Annotated in this window: 17 protein-coding genes; 16 read left to right on the forward strand and 1 reads right to left on the reverse strand. The window is 38.0% G+C overall.

The features are described 5' to 3' along the window. Positions 1-203 precede the first annotated feature (203 nt). Positions 204-2177, forward strand: coding sequence for a S9 family peptidase (locus tag MKZ17_RS03375; protein ID WP_340722387.1), 1974 nt, complete (start codon positions 204-206; stop codon positions 2175-2177). A 73-nt stretch (positions 2178-2250) separates the two neighbouring features. Here MKZ17_RS03375 and MKZ17_RS03380 read toward each other — a convergent pair whose 3' ends face one another. Continuing rightward, entirely contained in the window at positions 2251-3027 is a 777-nt protein-coding gene (locus MKZ17_RS03380; protein ID WP_340722388.1) for an enoyl-CoA hydratase-related protein, read from the reverse strand. A gap of 130 nt (positions 3028-3157) precedes the next feature. Here MKZ17_RS03380 and MKZ17_RS03385 point away from each other — a divergent pair, with 130 nt between their 5' ends. From MKZ17_RS03385 to MKZ17_RS03455, 15 genes are all read left to right on the forward strand, one after another. Next, positions 3158-4396 carry an EAL and HDOD domain-containing protein gene (locus tag MKZ17_RS03385; RefSeq protein WP_340722389.1) on the forward strand — a complete coding sequence of 413 codons (1239 nt, stop codon included), beginning with the start codon at positions 3158-3160 and terminating at the stop codon, positions 4394-4396. A gap of 138 nt (positions 4397-4534) precedes the next feature. Next, positions 4535-5398 carry a YitT family protein gene (locus MKZ17_RS03390; protein ID WP_340722390.1) on the forward strand — a complete coding sequence of 288 codons (864 nt, stop codon included), beginning with the start codon at positions 4535-4537 and terminating at the stop codon, positions 5396-5398. 51 nt (positions 5399-5449) lie between these two features. Continuing rightward, the gene (cccB, locus tag MKZ17_RS03395) at positions 5450-5776 is read left to right on the forward strand and encodes a cytochrome c551 (RefSeq protein ID WP_340722391.1); all 327 of its coding nucleotides are present in this window, start codon (positions 5450-5452) and stop codon (positions 5774-5776) included. Positions 5777-5973: 197 nt separating this feature from the next. Continuing rightward, a complete protein-coding gene (gene hprK / locus MKZ17_RS03400; RefSeq protein ID WP_340722392.1) occupies positions 5974-6912 on the forward strand; it encodes an HPr(Ser) kinase/phosphatase in 939 nt (312 codons plus the stop codon). Between the two features lie 27 nt (positions 6913-6939). Continuing rightward, entirely contained in the window at positions 6940-7812 is an 873-nt protein-coding gene (gene lgt, locus MKZ17_RS03405; RefSeq protein ID WP_340722393.1) for a prolipoprotein diacylglyceryl transferase, read from the forward strand. Between the two features lie 59 nt (positions 7813-7871). Next, entirely contained in the window at positions 7872-8513 is a 642-nt protein-coding gene (gene ppaX, locus MKZ17_RS03410; RefSeq protein WP_340722394.1) for a pyrophosphatase PpaX, read from the forward strand. 2 nt (positions 8514-8515) lie between these two features. Continuing rightward, positions 8516-9049 carry an acyltransferase gene (locus MKZ17_RS03415; protein WP_340722395.1) on the forward strand — a complete coding sequence of 178 codons (534 nt, stop codon included), beginning with the start codon at positions 8516-8518 and terminating at the stop codon, positions 9047-9049. A 970-nt stretch (positions 9050-10019) separates the two neighbouring features. Continuing rightward, positions 10020-11180 (forward strand): ATP phosphoribosyltransferase regulatory subunit, encoded by a 1161-nt coding sequence (locus MKZ17_RS03420; RefSeq protein WP_340722396.1) that lies wholly within the window; start codon positions 10020-10022, stop codon positions 11178-11180. A gap of 3 nt (positions 11181-11183) precedes the next feature. Next, positions 11184-11807 carry an ATP phosphoribosyltransferase gene (gene hisG / locus MKZ17_RS03425; protein ID WP_340722397.1) on the forward strand — a complete coding sequence of 208 codons (624 nt, stop codon included), beginning with the start codon at positions 11184-11186 and terminating at the stop codon, positions 11805-11807. Between the two features lie 14 nt (positions 11808-11821). Further along, on the forward strand, positions 11822-13105 hold the full coding sequence (gene hisD, locus MKZ17_RS03430) for a histidinol dehydrogenase (RefSeq protein ID WP_340722398.1): 1284 nt from the start codon (positions 11822-11824) through the stop codon (positions 13103-13105). Next, a complete protein-coding gene (gene hisB, locus MKZ17_RS03435; protein ID WP_340722399.1) occupies positions 13102-13695 on the forward strand; it encodes an imidazoleglycerol-phosphate dehydratase HisB in 594 nt (197 codons plus the stop codon). Before hisD ends, hisB begins: the two co-directional genes overlap by 4 nt. Beyond that, positions 13692-14312: an imidazole glycerol phosphate synthase subunit HisH gene (gene hisH / locus MKZ17_RS03440; RefSeq protein ID WP_340722400.1), complete on the forward strand. Its 621-nt coding sequence runs from the start codon at positions 13692-13694 to the stop codon at positions 14310-14312. The genes hisB and hisH overlap by 4 nt, the downstream gene beginning before the upstream one ends. Then, positions 14306-15064, forward strand: a complete 759-nt coding sequence (hisF, locus tag MKZ17_RS03445) for an imidazole glycerol phosphate synthase subunit HisF (protein ID WP_340722401.1) — start codon at positions 14306-14308, stop codon at positions 15062-15064. Before hisH ends, hisF begins: the two co-directional genes overlap by 7 nt. Next, entirely contained in the window at positions 15061-15681 is a 621-nt protein-coding gene (gene hisIE, locus MKZ17_RS03450) for a bifunctional phosphoribosyl-AMP cyclohydrolase/phosphoribosyl-ATP diphosphatase HisIE (RefSeq protein ID WP_340722402.1), read from the forward strand. Before hisF ends, hisIE begins: the two co-directional genes overlap by 4 nt. A 262-nt stretch (positions 15682-15943) precedes the next feature. Continuing rightward, on the forward strand, positions 15944-17470 hold the full coding sequence (locus MKZ17_RS03455; RefSeq protein ID WP_340722403.1) for a tetratricopeptide repeat protein: 1527 nt from the start codon (positions 15944-15946) through the stop codon (positions 17468-17470).

Raw genomic sequence — 17470 nt, forward strand, 5'->3', positions numbered from 1 at the left:
AACCAATTTTACGCGCATCAAAAAAATACAATTTTTCTCTGCAGAGAAAAATTGTATTTTTTGTTTTATCCCGGGTTCATTTTTATTTTGGTCAAAGAATAGAATGTATAGGTTACTCTTAAAAATAAAATAGACTTTTGAATTTTCAAACAACTATGGTAAACTATTATTACGAAATTCGAAATAGTTGAGGGGTGCATTTAATGACGAAGTACGTAACGAAGGAAAGCTTATTTGAGCTACAATCAATTACTAATCCGGTACTTGCTCCGAACGAACAAGAAGCGGTGTTTGTTCGCACACAAATGAATGAGAAAGAAAATAACTACAATGCCCATTTATTCCACATTGAATTAAGTACTGGTGAGGTTACACAATGGACATTTGGGAATGAACGTGTTTCTAGTCCGCAATGGTCACCAGATGGGAAACAAATAGCATTTTTGACTAATCGAAAAGAAAAAAATCAATTATACATCGTGAATCGTCGTGGGGGGGAAGCGCAAGAAATGACGACACTGCCAAATGGTGTCAATTCATTTTTATGGAGCCCATGTGGAGAGAAAATTTGGCTTACAACTACGGTGAAATCAGGCTTAACATTGACAGATGAGGAAGAAAAGGCTGATAAAAAATTCCCAAAGGCTTACATAGTCGACAAAATGAAATACAAAGCAGATAGTGTTGGACTACTTCAGCAAGAGCGCTATTCTCAAATCGCGGTATTAACGGTCGAATCAAAGGAACTTACTATCTTTACAGAAGGAAACTATTCGCACTCACTACAAGGAATTTCCTACGATGGTAAAACATTAGTTATTGGTGTGAATCGTGTAGATAATACAGATGATGTGTTCCGTTCACCACTATATTTAGTAGATATTGAAACGAAACAAGAGCAACTATTAGTTGATGAAGATGGCTATTTTGGTGGGGTAGCATTTTCTTTCGATGATCGTTACATTGCCTTTGGAGGCTCTGATCAATCTTATAAAAACGCAACACACGGGCATGTTTATGTTTACGATACTCAAACAAAAACAACACAAAAGCTAACAGAGGGCTTTGATTTACCTGTAGGTGACTATGCGGTTGCGGATATGCAACAAAATTCCCAAGCACCAGGTGTCGTGTGGACGGAAAACAATGATTTATATTTCCAAGTTTCTACTGAAGGAGATATTAGACTCTATTATGCAACGTTGGAAGGGGCACTTTATCCAGCTTCTCCTGAATCGGAGCATGTGTATGGCTATGCGATCTTTAAAAATGGTAATCGAGCGCTAATGACCGTTTCAAATCCAATTTTCCCTGGCGAATTATTCGACTTTGATATTACGACAGGTGAACGTAAGCAGCTCACGTCTTTTAATGAGAAGTTTTTAGAAGAAACAACTTTATCAACGCCTGAAGCAATCGTTTATACAACAAAGGATAATTGGACTGTACATGGATGGATTATGAAGCCTGCGGACTATGTGGAGGGCGAAAAATATCCATTGATTGTAGAAGTACATGGTGGACCACATACATTGTATGCAAATACGTTTTTCCATGAAATGCAGTTACTTACTGCACAGGGGTATGGGGTACTTTATGTAAATCCACGTGGAAGTCATGGTTATAGCCAAACATTTGTTGATGGTGTTAGAGGCGATTACGGTGGTGGCGACTACGAGGATATTATGGCAGGTGTCGATTATGCTCTCGAAAACTATGCGTGGATTGATGAAAAACGCTTAGGTATTACAGGTGGAAGCTATGGTGGCTTCATGACGAACTGGGTTGTTGGACATACGAACCGCTTTAAAGCAGCGGTAACACAACGCTCGATTTCAAATTGGATTAGCTTCTATGGTGTATCAGATATCGGTTATTATTTCACAGAATGGCAAATCCAAGCTGATTTGAATGATGTGGAGAAATTATGGCATCATTCACCATTAAAATATGCAGCAAATGTTGAAACACCGCTTCTAATTTTACACAGTGAACGCGATTTCCGTTGTCCAATCGAACAAGCAGAGCAGTTTTATATTACGTTAAAACGGATGGGGAAAGAAGTTGGCTTCGTACGCTTCCCAGAGTGTGATCACAACCTTTCACGCACAGGAATTCCGAGCCTCCGCTTAGAACGACTTGATCAAATTACGAGCTGGTTTGCAAAATATTTATAACATAAAGAAAGAGGTATCCGGTGTGGATACCTCTTTTGCATACATTAGTGGAAGGTTACTAGATTGTGGGTTGTTATTTCCCTTTAAATTGCGGAGGTCGTTTTTCAGAGAAAGCGTTTAAAGCTTCAATTCGATCTTCAGTAGGAATTGTAAGTTCATAGGCTTTTCGTTCAATTTGTAAGCCTGTTTGTATATCTGTTTTTATTCCTTGTTTTACCGCAAATTTTGCTTGTTGAATAGCAATCGGTGCATTTTGCAAAATAGTGGCTGCAAATTGTTCCGCCACCTCATGTAATGCTTCATGTTGCGCAATTTTTGTGAGCACACCATATTGAAGAGCTTCATGAGCATTCAACCGTTTCGCTGTTAAAATAAGTTCTAATGCTTTTGCTTCACCAATTAGTCGAGGTAAACGTTGGGTCCCTCCAGCACCCGGAATAATTCCGAGACTCGTTTCAGTTAAGCCGAGTAGAATGTTTTCCGAAGCGATGCGGAAATCACAAGCAAGTGCAAGTTCTAATCCACCACCAAAAGCATAGCCATTCAGTACACAAATCGTTGGTTGTGGTAATTGTTCAATTAATGTAAAGACTTCACCAAAACGATTTAAATTCCGCTTTACAAGTGTATCAGGTAACGTCTTTCGTTCCTTTAAATCTGCACCAACAGAAAAAGCTTTGTCACCCGCACCTGTAATGATGACGAGACGAATATTAGGGTGAATTTGAATTGATTCAATTACTTTACGTAGTTGTTCTAACATTTCAAAATTAAATGCATTTAGCATTTCGGGACGATCTAACGTCACCTTGGCGATATAATCTTTTTGCTCATACTTCACATAATTCACTTGATTACCTCCTCTATATTGTTCTTAAATAATATAGTACAATGTAAGTAATGGTATTTACAATAATAGGTATATTTAGAAAGCATATATTACTAGATAATAGAATTAAAAAAGAATTGAGGAGACGACCGTGGAAATTTTTATCGGAAGACAGCCGATATTTAATATACGAGAAGAAGTTGTTGCATATGAGTTACTCTATAGAAACAGTGATGCAAACGTATTTCCGCAAATTGATTCAGATAAAGCGACGTTACATATATTAATTAACTCTTTTTTATCGATCGGGATTAATGAAGTAGCAAATGGCCATCCAGCCTTTGTTAATTTCACTGAAAATTTAGTAATGGGAGACTCATTGGATTTTTTAGATCCGAAAAAAGTCGTTGTAGAGCTACTAGAAAATATTCCGATTACTCTAGAGCTAATTGAACGGTTAAAAGAGTTGAAGGAGTATGGCTTTAAAATAGCATTAGATGACTTCATTATGACTGATGACGTTACACTATATCCTGAACTATTTACATACATAGATTATATAAAAATTGACTTTATAGCTACATCGCCGATCGTACGGATGGAAATAGAACAAAAAATAAAATCCCAATTTCCATCAATTAAATTATTAGCAGAAAAGGTAGAAACACGTGAAGAATTTGAGATAGCAAAGGAAAGCGGATATTCGTTATTCCAAGGATACTTTTTTGAACAACCAGAAATTATAAAATCAACGGATATTCCGCCAAATATCGTTCAGTACTTCCAAATTATCGCATTACTTCGTGATGATGAGGCAAACATAGATATAATAGCAGAAAATATAGAGCGTGAAATCTCGTTAACATACAAGCTACTTCAGCTAATTAATAATTCAGCAAGACGAACAAAATCAAAGGTGCGGTCAATAAAGCAAGCTATATTGTTATTAGGATTGGAAGAGCTTCGGAAATGGATTTATCTTTTAGCAATGCGTGAAACAGATATGCAGCATAATAATGATGTATTTAAAGAGCTCATGTATTTTACTTTATTCAGAGCGAAAGTATGTGAAAAAATTGCTCGTCTAAACTACCAAACGAATTATTCAGAGTATTTTTTAGTTGGAATGTTTTCATTAATCGATTCCCTTTTAAAACGTCCATTGAATTTGATTCTTAGTCAATTGCCATTATCAGAAGATATTCTGGAAACGATTGGCGGTGTCAAAACAAATATGACGCCTTATTTACAATTTAGTATTGCGCTAAGTAAATTAGATTGGAAGCAATTAAAGCCGCTTGCTATACAGTTAAACGTTTCTGAAGAAGAGCTGTTGACCATTTATGAAGAAGTAAATGCGTGGGTTGAAGATGCACTTTTAGCAAAATAAAATCTATGAAAAGTTGTTTTGTAAGCAAAAGCTTGTAGAACAACTTTTTCTTTTGCATCCTTCATCTTAATGAAGTTCTCATTTTAAAGCGTATTTGCTATAATTCAATGGAATTTTCTAAAAAAAGCGAGGATGTTTATGAAAGAATTAACGTATAGTTCGCGAAATCCAGTGCAACATGTCATTAAGGAATATTTGTTTGTTATTGCAGGTGCAGCCGTTATTGCACTTGGCTTCAATGTATTTTTATTCCCTAACCAAGTCGCTTCTGGTGGGGTTAGTGGTATTAGTACGATTTTAAATGGAATGTTTGGTTGGAATGCCGGTCTTGTTCAATATGCATTTAATATTCCGTTGTTTATTGCAGGCGTTTTAATTTTAGGAAAGAAATTTGGCTTCAAATCGCTAGTAGGCACATTAGCATTACCATTTTTCGTTATAGTCACGGGGGATTGGGAAGCATGGACATTAAATCCACTTTTAGGTGCCATTTTTGGTGGCATTGTAGTTGGACTAGGGATTGGGCTAGTATTTAAAGGAAATGCTTCAACAGGCGGAACTGATTTATTAGCACAAATTATTACGAAATATACAGGCTTAACATTAGGGACAAGTGTGCTATTAATAGATGGCATTATAGCTATTAGCGCGGCGATCGTATTCGATTTAGAAAAGGGTCTTTATGCATTAATTGGTTTATATGTAACAACGAAAACAATCGATATTGTTCAGCTTGGCTTTAGTCAGTCAAAAATGGTTTACATTATTACGAAAAATGAAAGCGAAGTACGAGATGCTATTTATCGAGAAATTGATCGGGGCGTTACAAAATTACCAGCAATCGGTGGTTATACAGGTGAAGAGCGTCCTGTATTAATGGTGGTAGTATATCAAACAGAGTTCACAAAGCTGAAACAAGTATTGAAAACCGTTGACCCACAAGCATTTGTAATTGTTTCAGATGCTTATGAGGTGTTGGGGGAAGGTTTCAAACGTTCATAAATTTGCTATAATAGGTAACGTATTAAATATTCATTTTTGGAGGGGTTCAGAATGAAGAAAAGTATTTTAACAGTAGTTTTCGGTTCTGCATTATTTTTAGCAGCTTGTGGAGGCGGAGGAGATGATTCAAGTTCATCTTCAAATGGCGAAACGTCAGCACCAAATGGCGAAAAGCTTGTCCAACAATCATGTGCTACTTGCCACGGCGGTAAATTACAAGGTGCAAGCGCTCCAGCATTAGATAAAATTGGCGCGAAATACTCAGAAGAAGAAATTTTAGACATTATTTTAAACGGTACTGATAAAGGTATGCCAGGTGGCTTACTTAAAGGGGCAGATGCTGAAGCAGCAGCTGCTTACTTAGCTGGTTTAAAATAATCATTTATGTGAAAGCGGTAAAGTACATTGCGTACTTTGCCGCATTTTTAAATTGTTTACAAATCATCGAAGGCTGGATAGACGCTTTAGCGTTTTTTTTCTTTATTAGAAAATTTTGAGTTGCTTTTCTATAGGAATTACACTAGACATGATAAAATACAAACTAGATGCAATGACGATAGGAGCGGTACAAATCTATGATTCAAGTAATTACAAAAGATGTAATGGAAAAATTTAATTTGCAGCTAATTAGTGGGGAAGAAGGCATCGGTCGTTACATAACAACAAGTGATATTTCTCGTCCAGGTTTAGAAATGGCAGGTTATTTCACACATTACCCTGCAAATCGTGTACAACTTCTTGGGAAAACCGAGCTTTCCTTTTTTGAAATGCTTCCACCAGGAGACAAAAAATTGCGAATGAAGCAGCTTTGCTCGGAGGAAACACCTGTAATAATTATTTCTCGAGATATGGAAGTCCCACAGGAATTGATTGACGCATCAAATGAAAATCATGTACCAGTGTTAATTACGCCGTTAACAACTACTCGATTTTCAAGTCGTCTCACAAACTTTTTAGAAAGTAAGCTAGCCCCAACAACCGCGATGCATGGTGTCTTAGTAGATGTGTACGGTATTGGTGTTCTAATTATGGGGAAAAGCGGTGTCGGAAAAAGTGAGACTGCACTAGAGCTTGTGAAAAAAGGTCACCGCTTAGTAGCTGATGATAGTGTTGAAATCCGTCAAGAGGCTGAAAATATGTTAGTCGGGAGCCCACCGCCATTACTTGAGCATTTACTTGAAATTCGGGGTATCGGTATAATTGATATTATGACATTATTTGGTGCCAGTGCGGTTCGCCCGTATAAGCGAATAACGTTAATCGTTGAATTAGAAAATTGGGATCCAGATAAGTTTTACGATCGTCTAGGATTAGATGAGGAAAAAATGAAAATCATTGACACGGAAGTTACAAAGCTGACGATTCCAGTTCAGCCGGGACGGAACGTATCTGTAATTATTGAAGTAGCTGCAATGAACTATCGTCTCAAAAAAATGGGAGTGAACGCTGCAGAGGAATTCGCCCGTCGTTTAGACGATATGCTCGTTCCGAATGATGATTTAGATGATTATTAATGTTAGAAATGTTGGAAGGAGAATTGTATGACAGCAAATTTATTAGCCATAAACCCGGTAGCCTTTCATTTAGGACCTCTTCCGGTAAACTGGTACGGAATAATTATTGGCGTAGGGATAGTTGTTGCTTATATTTTAGCCCAAAAAGAGTCTGTTCGTCGCGGACTTGATGAAGAATTTATTGCAGATTTATTAATTTGGGCAGTACCAATTTCTATCTTATCTGCTCGTGTCTATTATGTAGCGATGAAATGGGATTATTACAGTGTAAACCCTGGTCGTATTATTGAAATTTGGAATGGTGGAATCGCCATTCATGGAGCTTTAATTGGAGCCTTTATTACAGCATATATTTTCACAAGAAAGCGTAAAGTAAGCTTCTTGCGTTTAGCAGATATAGCGGCACCTAGTATTTTAATTGGGCAAATTGTTGGCCGATGGGGTAATTTTATCAACCAGGAGGCTTATGGTGGTCCAGTATCTCGTGATTTTTTAGAAAGCTTATTTTTACCAAATTGGCTTATTGAACAAATGTATATTAAAGAAGATGGTACATATGTACACCCGACCTTTTTATATGAATCGCTTTGGAACTTAGTCGGCTTTATCATTTTATTATTCGCACGTAAATGGAACTGGCGTCGAGGCGAAATGTTCTTCTTCTATTTAATTTGGTACTCATTTGGTCGTTTCTTTATCGAAGGAATGCGTACTGATAGCCTATACTTAGTCGGCGATTTACGCTCCGCTCAAGTCGTTTCAATTATTGGTATTGCGGTAGGCGTAATTGCTATTATTTATCGCCGCATGAACGTGAAGCCTGTTGTACATTATTTAGATATAGAAAAAGGGGATACGGCTTCTAAAAAACAAAAACCTCAATCAAAGAAAAAGAAATAATGATAGGATAGACCGTTTGCTATTGTTGCGAGCGGTCTTTTAAAAAGGAAGAGACATCGATGAAAACGAAAGCACTATTATTTGATTTTGATGGAACATTACTCGATACAAATGATTTAATTGTACAAACATTTATGCATATATTTGACGAAAGGTTTCCGGGCAAATATACGGTACAAGATTGCTTACAATTTATCGGACCATCATTGCAGCAGACCTTTGACGAATTAACACCAGGCGAAACAGAACAAATGATTTACAAATATAAAGAATGGAACGCCACAAATCATGATGCCCTCGTAAAGGGATATGATGCTGTACTTGAAACACTGGAGCAGCTGCATGCATTAGGTTTGAAGATGGCCATCGTTTCAACCAAAAGCAGCGAAGGGTTGGAACGTGGGATGAAAATTCTTGGTGCGGGTCACTTATTTGAAGCAATTATAGGACTTGATGAAGTAACGCATGTTAAACCGCATCCTGAGCCAGTGTTATTAGCTCTGGAGAAGTTAGGTGTTAGCAAAGAAGAAGCAATAATGATTGGCGACAATTCACATGATATTGAAGGTGGAAAAAACGCAGGAGTCCGAACAGCAGGTGTTGCATGGTCAGCAAAAGGCGCGAGCTATTTACAACAATTTAAACCAGATTATATGCTAGAACATATGAATGATTTAATTGAAATTGTGAAAGGGGAGTAAAAATGAGACGAACAGAGCGTTATCGTGTTCATGGTGCCAATTCATTGTGGAATATATATAAAACAGTATCATTTTGGAAAGTAATGAAATGCTTTATCTTCATTCAAATTGGTCGAATTACACCATCTTTATCCGTGAAAAACTGGATTTACCGCACGTTCTTAAAAATGAAAATCGGCAAACAAACGTCTCTTGCATTAATGGTCATGCCCGATACAATGTTTCCTGAAAGAATTTCGGTAGGAGATAATTCAGTAATTGGATTCAATACAACAATTTTGGCACACGAATATTTGATTGACGAATATCGATTAGGCAATGTCGAAATTGGCAGCCAAGTAATGGTCGGCGCGAACTCTACCATTTTGCCAGGTGTGAAAATTGGAGACGGCGCAATCATTTCCGCCGCTACCCTCGTTCATAAAGACGTCCCAGCAGGCTGTATGGCCGGAGGAAACCCAATGCAAATCATCTTTACAGCAGAACAAATGGCAGAACGAAAAAAGAATGATCACCCGGTGTGGCATAATGAATAATAATGTGGGCTTATTTGGAGAAGAAAATGAAAGTAAAAAACGTTATTTTTGTTTGTGGTAGTAGAAAATATATCATGCAAATGAAGAAACATTGTTACGGAGAGCGAAGAACAGAGCAAGAATAATAATTAGTGTAGGATAACGAAGATATCGTGGGCGAAGAAACATCATCTTATCGTGAGATGGTGTTTTTTGTTTGAGCATTTTTAACTCGGGGTTGACTGGTTGAAATAAGAACAGGGGGATGGGAAGGGATTTGATGGACACAATGAAATTGTAGTGCGAGAAAAGGTGACGAGATATTAATGGACATAAATATGTGGATATAAGACAAAGTTTAGTTGAAAAGAGACAAAAATAGTGCGAGAAAAGAAAGCGGGGATAATGGACAAAAGTATCGGAGAAAAGGACAAAATATAAAAGATAGTAGATCAAACTTGAAAAATAAAGGACATTTTTTGTGCTAAATTTGAGTGGAAATTTTTTAATAGACAAAAGTGAAAAGAATAAGGACATAATGATATTTAAAAAGGACAATATGGGCCTATTATTATCTAAAATTCAAGGGTAAATGGACAAAATCGTTGAATTAAAGGACAAAACAACTTTTAAAAGACAGAATTCAAATTAAATTGAACAAAATCATCATAATAAAGCCCAATCCTCACCATAGCAAAATATTAACAATAATACCCTAATTCAAACAAAACTCGAGAAACGCCTCTAAAATGACTGATGTATAATATAATTAATCAGAAAATTTAATATAATCAACATTTTGTTCCGCACGAATTTACCTGTATCGAACGCAATCTACAAATACAAAAATTACTGCTACAAATGAATACGTTGACTATTTTCATTTGTAGCAGTAAAATACTTTCATACACTAGTAATTTAGCACTCTAGTCAACTAAAGTGTAAACAGAACCGGATTTTTTCAAGATTAAAAAGTTTAGGATGTGTCAAAATGTCATCGATAAAAATGTTCGAAAAACCTCTTGGGATGCGCGATACATTTCCCGAGATTTACGAAAAACTTGAATATATTCGTTCAACTGGTCGGAGTTTGTTGCGAGATCGTGGATACGAATTCATTAAGACTCCCTCTGTAGAATATTACGATACAGTCGGAAAAGCATCGGCTATTTCAGATGCAAGGCTTTTCAAATTAGTGGATAGTCAAGGCAATACGCTTGTACTTCGACCAGATATGACGACACCAATTGCCCGTGTCGCAACATCGAAGCTATTAAAGGAAAAAATTCCACAACGATTGGCTTACTTTGCAAACGTCTTTCGTGCACAACAACAAGAAGGCGGGCGACCAGCTGAGTTTGATCAAATGGGCATTGAGTTAATTGGTGATAAATCGGTTTATGCGGATGCAGAAGTCATCATGACTGCCATTGATTTAGTAAAGGCATATCAAATTACTGATTTTAAAGTAACGATTGGCCATGCAGGGGTACTAAGTTGCATTTTAAAAGATTACACAGAAAGCAAAGACCAAGCCTCAAATTTAAACGAGCTACTTGTGCAACGTAATTACGTTGGCTTTGAAGAAGCTGTATTAGCTTTTGACTTGCCAAAAACAAAATCGGATGCACTTTTAGCCTATATCGAAGAAGCGATTAGTCTTTCTTCTATAGAAGCTATTGAAAAATATGTCCGTAAAAATGATGCACTGGAATATATGCGCAGCCTTTCTCGTATTTTAGAAGCGGCAGGCTATGAAAAGTACATAGCGTTTGATTTTACATTATCAAGCCATATGAGCTATTACACGGGGATGCTGTTTGAAGTATTTGCATTAGGTAGTGGCTTCCCATTAGGAAACGGTGGTCGTTACGACGGATTGTTAGCACACTTCGGTTCAACTGTAGGTGCGACAGGCTTTGGCTTACGTATCGATCGCGTACTTGAAGCAATGTCAAAAATCGAAGTAGAAATTGACCAAGTGCTTATCTTATTCGCGCAGGATCGTTTTACAGAAGCACTTGGCCAAGCTCAATTTTTACGTGAACAAGGAAAGCAAGTGACATTCCAATCGTATGAAGGTACTCCAGATGTTGAAGCGTTAAAAGCACACTATCAAGTAGTAAATGAATTTCAAAGTAGGGAGGCGTAAGCAATGAAAGACTTAACAATTGCGATGCCAAAGGGACGAATTTTTGAAGAAGCCTATGAAATGTTAATCGAAGCAGGCTTCAACCTCCCTGAAGAAGTAGAAATGTCGCGTAAACTAATGATTGAAATTCCGGATGAAAAAATTCGATTTATACTAGCGAAACCAATGGATGTGCCAGTATATGTAGAGCATGGCGTAGCGGATATCGGTATTGCTGGAAAAGATGTTCTACTTGAGCAACATCGAACTGTTCATGAGTTACTCGACTTAAAAATTAGTGATTGCTATATCGCTTCAGCTGGCTTACCGAATACAACATTAAATGAAATCGCACCGCGTATTGCAACAAAATATCCGAATATTGCGATGAAATACTATAAAGGCATCGGAGAACAAGTAGAAATTATTGAATTAAATGGCTCTATTGAACTTGCACCAATGATTGGTTTAGCAGACCGCATTGTCGACATTGTTTCTACGGGTCGTACATTAAAGGAAAATGGCTTAGTAGAATATGAACGCATTGCTGAAGTGTCATCACGCTTAATTGCCAATCCGGTAAGCTATCGTATGAAGAGTGAACGAATTCAAGATTTAGTAACACGTCTAAAAAAATGTGTGAAATAGAGAGAAGGGTCCATATGAAAATTACCGCATTAACAAGTGATATATCGTTAAAGCGCCAATTAGAAGGTGGCAATGAGGAACAGTTAAAAACTGTTCGTGAAGTAATTGCAGCTGTCCGTGAAAAAGGTGACAAGGCAATTCACTACTACAGCGAAAAATGGGATGGCTTTGCACCAGAGCAGTTAAAGGTAAGTACACAGGAAATTGAACTAGCAGTAAATAATTTCGACAAACAGCTTTATGCAGATTTAAAAGAAGCAGCGGACAATATTCGGTTGTACCATAACGAGCAAAAACGGAATGGCTTTACTTTGCCGTTAGCAGATGGCTCTTATTTAGGGCAACGTATTACGCCACTTGATGCAGTTGGCTTATACGTACCGGGTGGCTTAGCTGCCTATCCGTCCTCGGTATTAATGAACGTTATTCCCGCACAAGTAGCTGGAGTTAAACGTACGGTCATAACGTCACCAGCAGGAAAAAATGGGAAGTTACCTGATGCCGTTCTCGTAGCGGCACATATTTTAGGTATAACAGAAATATATAAAGTTGGCGGTGCCCAAGCGATTGCAGCTCTTGCATATGGGACTGAATCGATTGCGCCGGTTGATAAAATTACAGGGCCAGGCAATATCTTTGTCGCATTAGCGAAGCGTGAAGTATTTGGTGAAGTAGCGATTGATATGATTGCTGGTCCATCTGAAATTTGTGTTTTAGCAGATGATTCAGCTTACGCTGATGAAATTGCGGCTGACCTTTTATCGCAAGCGGAGCACGATCCTATTGCTTGTGCAATTCTTATTACTACAAGTGATGATTTAGCAGATGCTGTGGCAGAACAGGTTGAAATTCAAATGGCCAAATTACCACGTGAAGCAATTGCCCGACAAGCAATTAAAAATTTTGGGCATATTTATGTGGCAGAATCGATTGAAGAAGCGGTACGAGCGGTAAATTCATTAGCACCAGAGCATTTAGAGGTCATTACTGAAAAAGCGGAGCAAGTATCGCAAATGATTACACATGCTGGCGCGATTTTCATTGGACGTTATAGCTCAGAACCTGTCGGCGATTACTTTGCAGGAACGAACCACGTATTACCAACTAACTCTACAGCGCGTTTTGCAAGTGGCTTAAATGTCGACGATTTTATTAAGCGCACGAGCGTTGTTTATTATAGTAAAAAAACATGGGCTCAAAATGCACCGAAGATTGCCCGTTTAGCACGCCTTGAAGGACTAGAAGGGCATGCTCGAGCAGTCGAATCACGCGGATGGGACAAAGGAGAAGAAGAATGACACGTTTTGCAAAGATTGAACGAAATACAAATGAAACAAAGATTGCAGTAGAGCTTAATTTAGATGGAGCAGGACAGGCAGAAATTAAGACTGGTGTCGGCTTTATGGACCACATGCTTGACCTTTTCATGAAGCACGGATTATTTGACGGGAAAATAATTGCGAACGGTGATACGTGGATTGATGATCACCATACGACTGAAGATATTGGAATTGTGCTAGGTCAAGTATTCCGCGAAGCGCTAGGAGATAAAAAAGGAATTAAGCGTTACGGCAATGCCTTTGTACCAATGGATGATGCATTAGCGCAAGTAGTAGTCGATTGTTCCAATCGACCGCATTTAGAATACCGCATTGTACCTACATTAAATGCCAAAGTCGGCAGCTTTGATACAGAACTTGTTCATGAGTTTTTATGGAAGTTTGCATTAGAAGCCCGTATTAATTTACATGTCATCGTGCCATATGGACATAATACACATCATATTATTGAAGCGATTTTTAAAGCATTGGCACGAGCATTAGATGACGCAATTCAAATTGACCCAAGGGTAAAAGGAGTGCCATCAACAAAGGGGCTGTTAACGTGAAAATTGCAATAATTGATTACGGAATGGGTAATCTTTTTAGCGTTGAGCAAGCATTAAAAAGGTTAGGTGCCGAAGTAATTGTAACAAGTGATAAAACCTGTTTAGAGACAGCAGATGCTCTTGTTTTACCAGGGGTTGGCGCATTTCCTGATGCGATGAAACGTTTACAAGAAACAAGGCTTATCCCATTTATTCAACAAACGAAAAAGCCACTCCTAGGTATTTGCTTAGGAATGCAGTTAATGTTTGAGCAAAGTGAAGAAGTAGCGCCAACTGAGGGGTTGAAAATTTTCCAAGGGCATATTAAGCGTTTTGAAGGCGTCTCACGTATCCCACATATGGGCTGGAACGAATTAAATGTTCAGCAAACACCCATCTGGCTAACTAGTAGTTTACTGCCAAAGGATCGCTATGTATACTTTGTCCATTCTTTTTATGCAACGAAAATGGACGAAAAAGAGCTCGTTGCTTATGCAGATTATGAAGGAATAAAGGTGCCGGGAATTGTATCAAAGGATAACTTTACAGGGATGCAATTCCACCCAGAAAAATCGGGACAATTTGGTGTGTACTTATTGACGGCTTGGGCGAAGGGGGTAATGGAGAAGATATGTTAACTAAACGAATTATTCCATGCCTAGATGTTAAAGAAGGTCGCGTTGTAAAAGGTGTACAATTTGTTGAGTTACGTGACGCGGGAAATCCAGTAGAGCTAGCGAGGTTTTATGATGAGCAAGGCGCGGATGAATTGGTTTTTCTAGACATTTCCGCTTCACATGAAGGGCGTGAAACGATGGTCGATGTCGTACGCCAAACTGCAGCCAGCTTAGCCATCCCCTTTACAGTTGGTGGCGGGATTCGCACATTAGATGATATGAAGCGAATTTTACGAGCGGGTGCCGATAAAGTTTCCGTCAATACGTCCGCGCTAGAACGCCCAGAGTTAATTAAGGAAGGCTCAGACTACTTTGGCGCACAATGCATCGTTTGCGCTATTGATGCACGCTATTCTGAACAAGATGGCACATGGATGGTCTACACACACGGTGGTCGTAACAAAACTACTTGGAAGGCTGTAGAGTGGGCGAAAGAAGCTGTCCGCTTAGGTGCTGGGGAAATTCTACTCACATCGATGAACCAAGATGGAGAAAAATCTGGTTTTGATTTAGCGTTAACTAAAGCCGTACGTGAAGCAGTTACCGTGCCGGTTATTGCAAGTGGTGGTGCGGGCAATGCCGAGCACTTCCGCGAGGTGTTACAAGATGTTGATACAGATGCGGCTCTTGCGGCAAGCATTTTCCACTATAAAGAAACGAGCGTAGCAGAAGTCAAAAGCTACTTAAACGAAAAAGGAGTTCCTGTACGATGAACGTAAAATTTAATGAGCAAGGGTTAATCCCAGCAGTTGTTCAAGATGCCCAATCAAAAGAAGTATTAACAGTTGCCTATATGAATGAGGAATCATTACAAAAAACAATTGAAACGAACGAAACTTGGTTTTACTCTCGTTCTCGTAACGAACTTTGGCATAAAGGCGCAACAAGCGGTAATACGCAAAAAGTCGTGTCAATAAAAGCAGATTGTGATCAAGATGCACTTGTCATTGAAGTCATTCCTTCTGGCCCAGCTTGTCATACAGGCACAACGTCATGCTTTACTGAATCACTTGTTGAAAACGAACGTCCAGGCTCAGTTGCCATTTTACCGCAGCTTGTAGAAGTAATTAAACAACGTGAAATCGATATGCCAGAAGGTGCGTACACTACATATTTATTCGACAAGGGTATCGATAAAATTTGTAAAAAGGTTGGGGAAGAAGCAACAGAGGTTGTCATTGGCGCGAAAAATCGTGACAAAGAAGAAGTGAAATGGGAATCAGCAGACCTTTTATATCACCTACTTGTATTACTTCAAGAACAAAAAGTGGATGTGTATGAAGTGTTGCAAGTGCTACAAAAACGCCATGAAGGAAAACCGCAAAAATAAGTAAGGTAAAGAAAACTTCAATAAGTGTTGGTTTAGAAATAGATTTTAAGAAGTTTATGTCTTTACCATCGCAATTTTATGACATAAGGGCTTAATATGTTATAATAATACCTATTATGTAAGGAACGACATTAGTTCGTTCCTTATTTCTTTGCATAAAAACTATTATTATTGAACAATAATGTATATAAATTGGAAGTTAATCTTTAAAAATAGAAAAGAAAACGAACGGAAATTGCTTTCTAGTTTCGGAGGAATTTGATTGGAAAATAAACGTTTAAAAGCTAAAGCAACAAATATTGTGTCGTTTGTACCAAATGGTGATTATTATTATAATAAAGCATTAAAAGCGATTGACCGGGATGAGATGGACAAAGCTTATAAATATATAAAACGTGCAGCAGACTTAAGTCCAGATGACGCCCATGTGTTACTTCAGTATGGCATACTGGAAATGGAGCTTCAAAACTATGATCATGCATATGAATTAATCCATACTGCGTATAGTTTAGAGCCAAATGAAGCGGAAATTGTCTTTATGCTTGCAGAAGTTTCTGGATGTATTGGGCATATTCATGATGCACAAAAGTATGCCGAAAAATATTTAGAGATGGAACCTGATGGCTCATATCTTGAGGATGCTACTGAAATATTAGAATTTGTTGATTACGTAGCGGATGATATTGAAGAGGTTGATGAACACGATGCTGCAAAAATGGTTTCACAAGAAAAAGCTAGACGATTAATGGAACAAGGGGACTTTCAGGCAGCTATTGAAGTGCTAGAAGAAACAATTGAGGAATTCCCTGACCTTTGGAATGCCCATAATAACTTAGCACTTGCGTATTTTTATGTAGGCGAAGTAGAGCAAGCGAGAGCGTTATTACACGAAGTATTACGAAGAAATAAAGGGAACTTACATGCTCTATGTAATTTAACGGTTTTTGCCTACTATGAAAAAAATGTAGAAGATTTACCAGAGTTACTAGAGCTCTTGAAAAAAATTCAGCCATACGAATGGGATAACCGTTATAAATTAGGAGCAACATTTGCCTTAGTTGGCGAATATGACCACGCCTATAAATGGTTACGATCGATGCATAAAAAAGGCTACGAAGGAGATGCGGGCTTTTATTTTTGGTTAGCCCAATCTGCGTATTTTTCAGGACACGAGGTTTTTGCACAGGATATGTGGAAGACGCTTTTGAAACTTGATCCATCAAAGGAAGGTCTTGAACCTTGGGTAAATGGTGATGCGACAAAGCTTCGAAATTCAGCAGAAAACAATCGAGATTTTATCATTCGCCAATTATCCGATGACAATGATTCAAGCCGATTATTTGGATTGTTTTTACTAAAAAAATCTGCACATAAACAAGAAATTGTGGCTCATCCTACGTTATTAGATATATCGAGTTTCTCCCAGCTTGAAAAATTAAGTTTGGCGTATGCACTCGATTATGATTTTAATGAAGCAGCAGATGAAGAAAAGATTTTCTTAAACTTTATGCAAGTGGCAGAGCAAATTGTAAAGGTAAATGGGTCAATTACACTTGAAGTTGCCCAAATATTAAGTACTTGGTTTACATTAGGGGAAATTGCTTATAAGCAAGGCTATCTCTTTAAAAATATCCAAGCTTTAGCAGCCGCGATTGAATACTCATTCCATACAGCGTTAAATAATAAAGTAACAAAAAAAGCGATGGCACAAAAATATGCTATCTCTGTTTCGACGTTAACAAAATATAATGATGAATTATATGATTTCGTTCCAATCGATGAGGAATAA

The organism is Solibacillus sp. FSL R7-0682 (assembly GCF_038005985.1).
Taxonomy (GTDB): domain Bacteria; phylum Bacillota; class Bacilli; order Bacillales_A; family Planococcaceae; genus Solibacillus.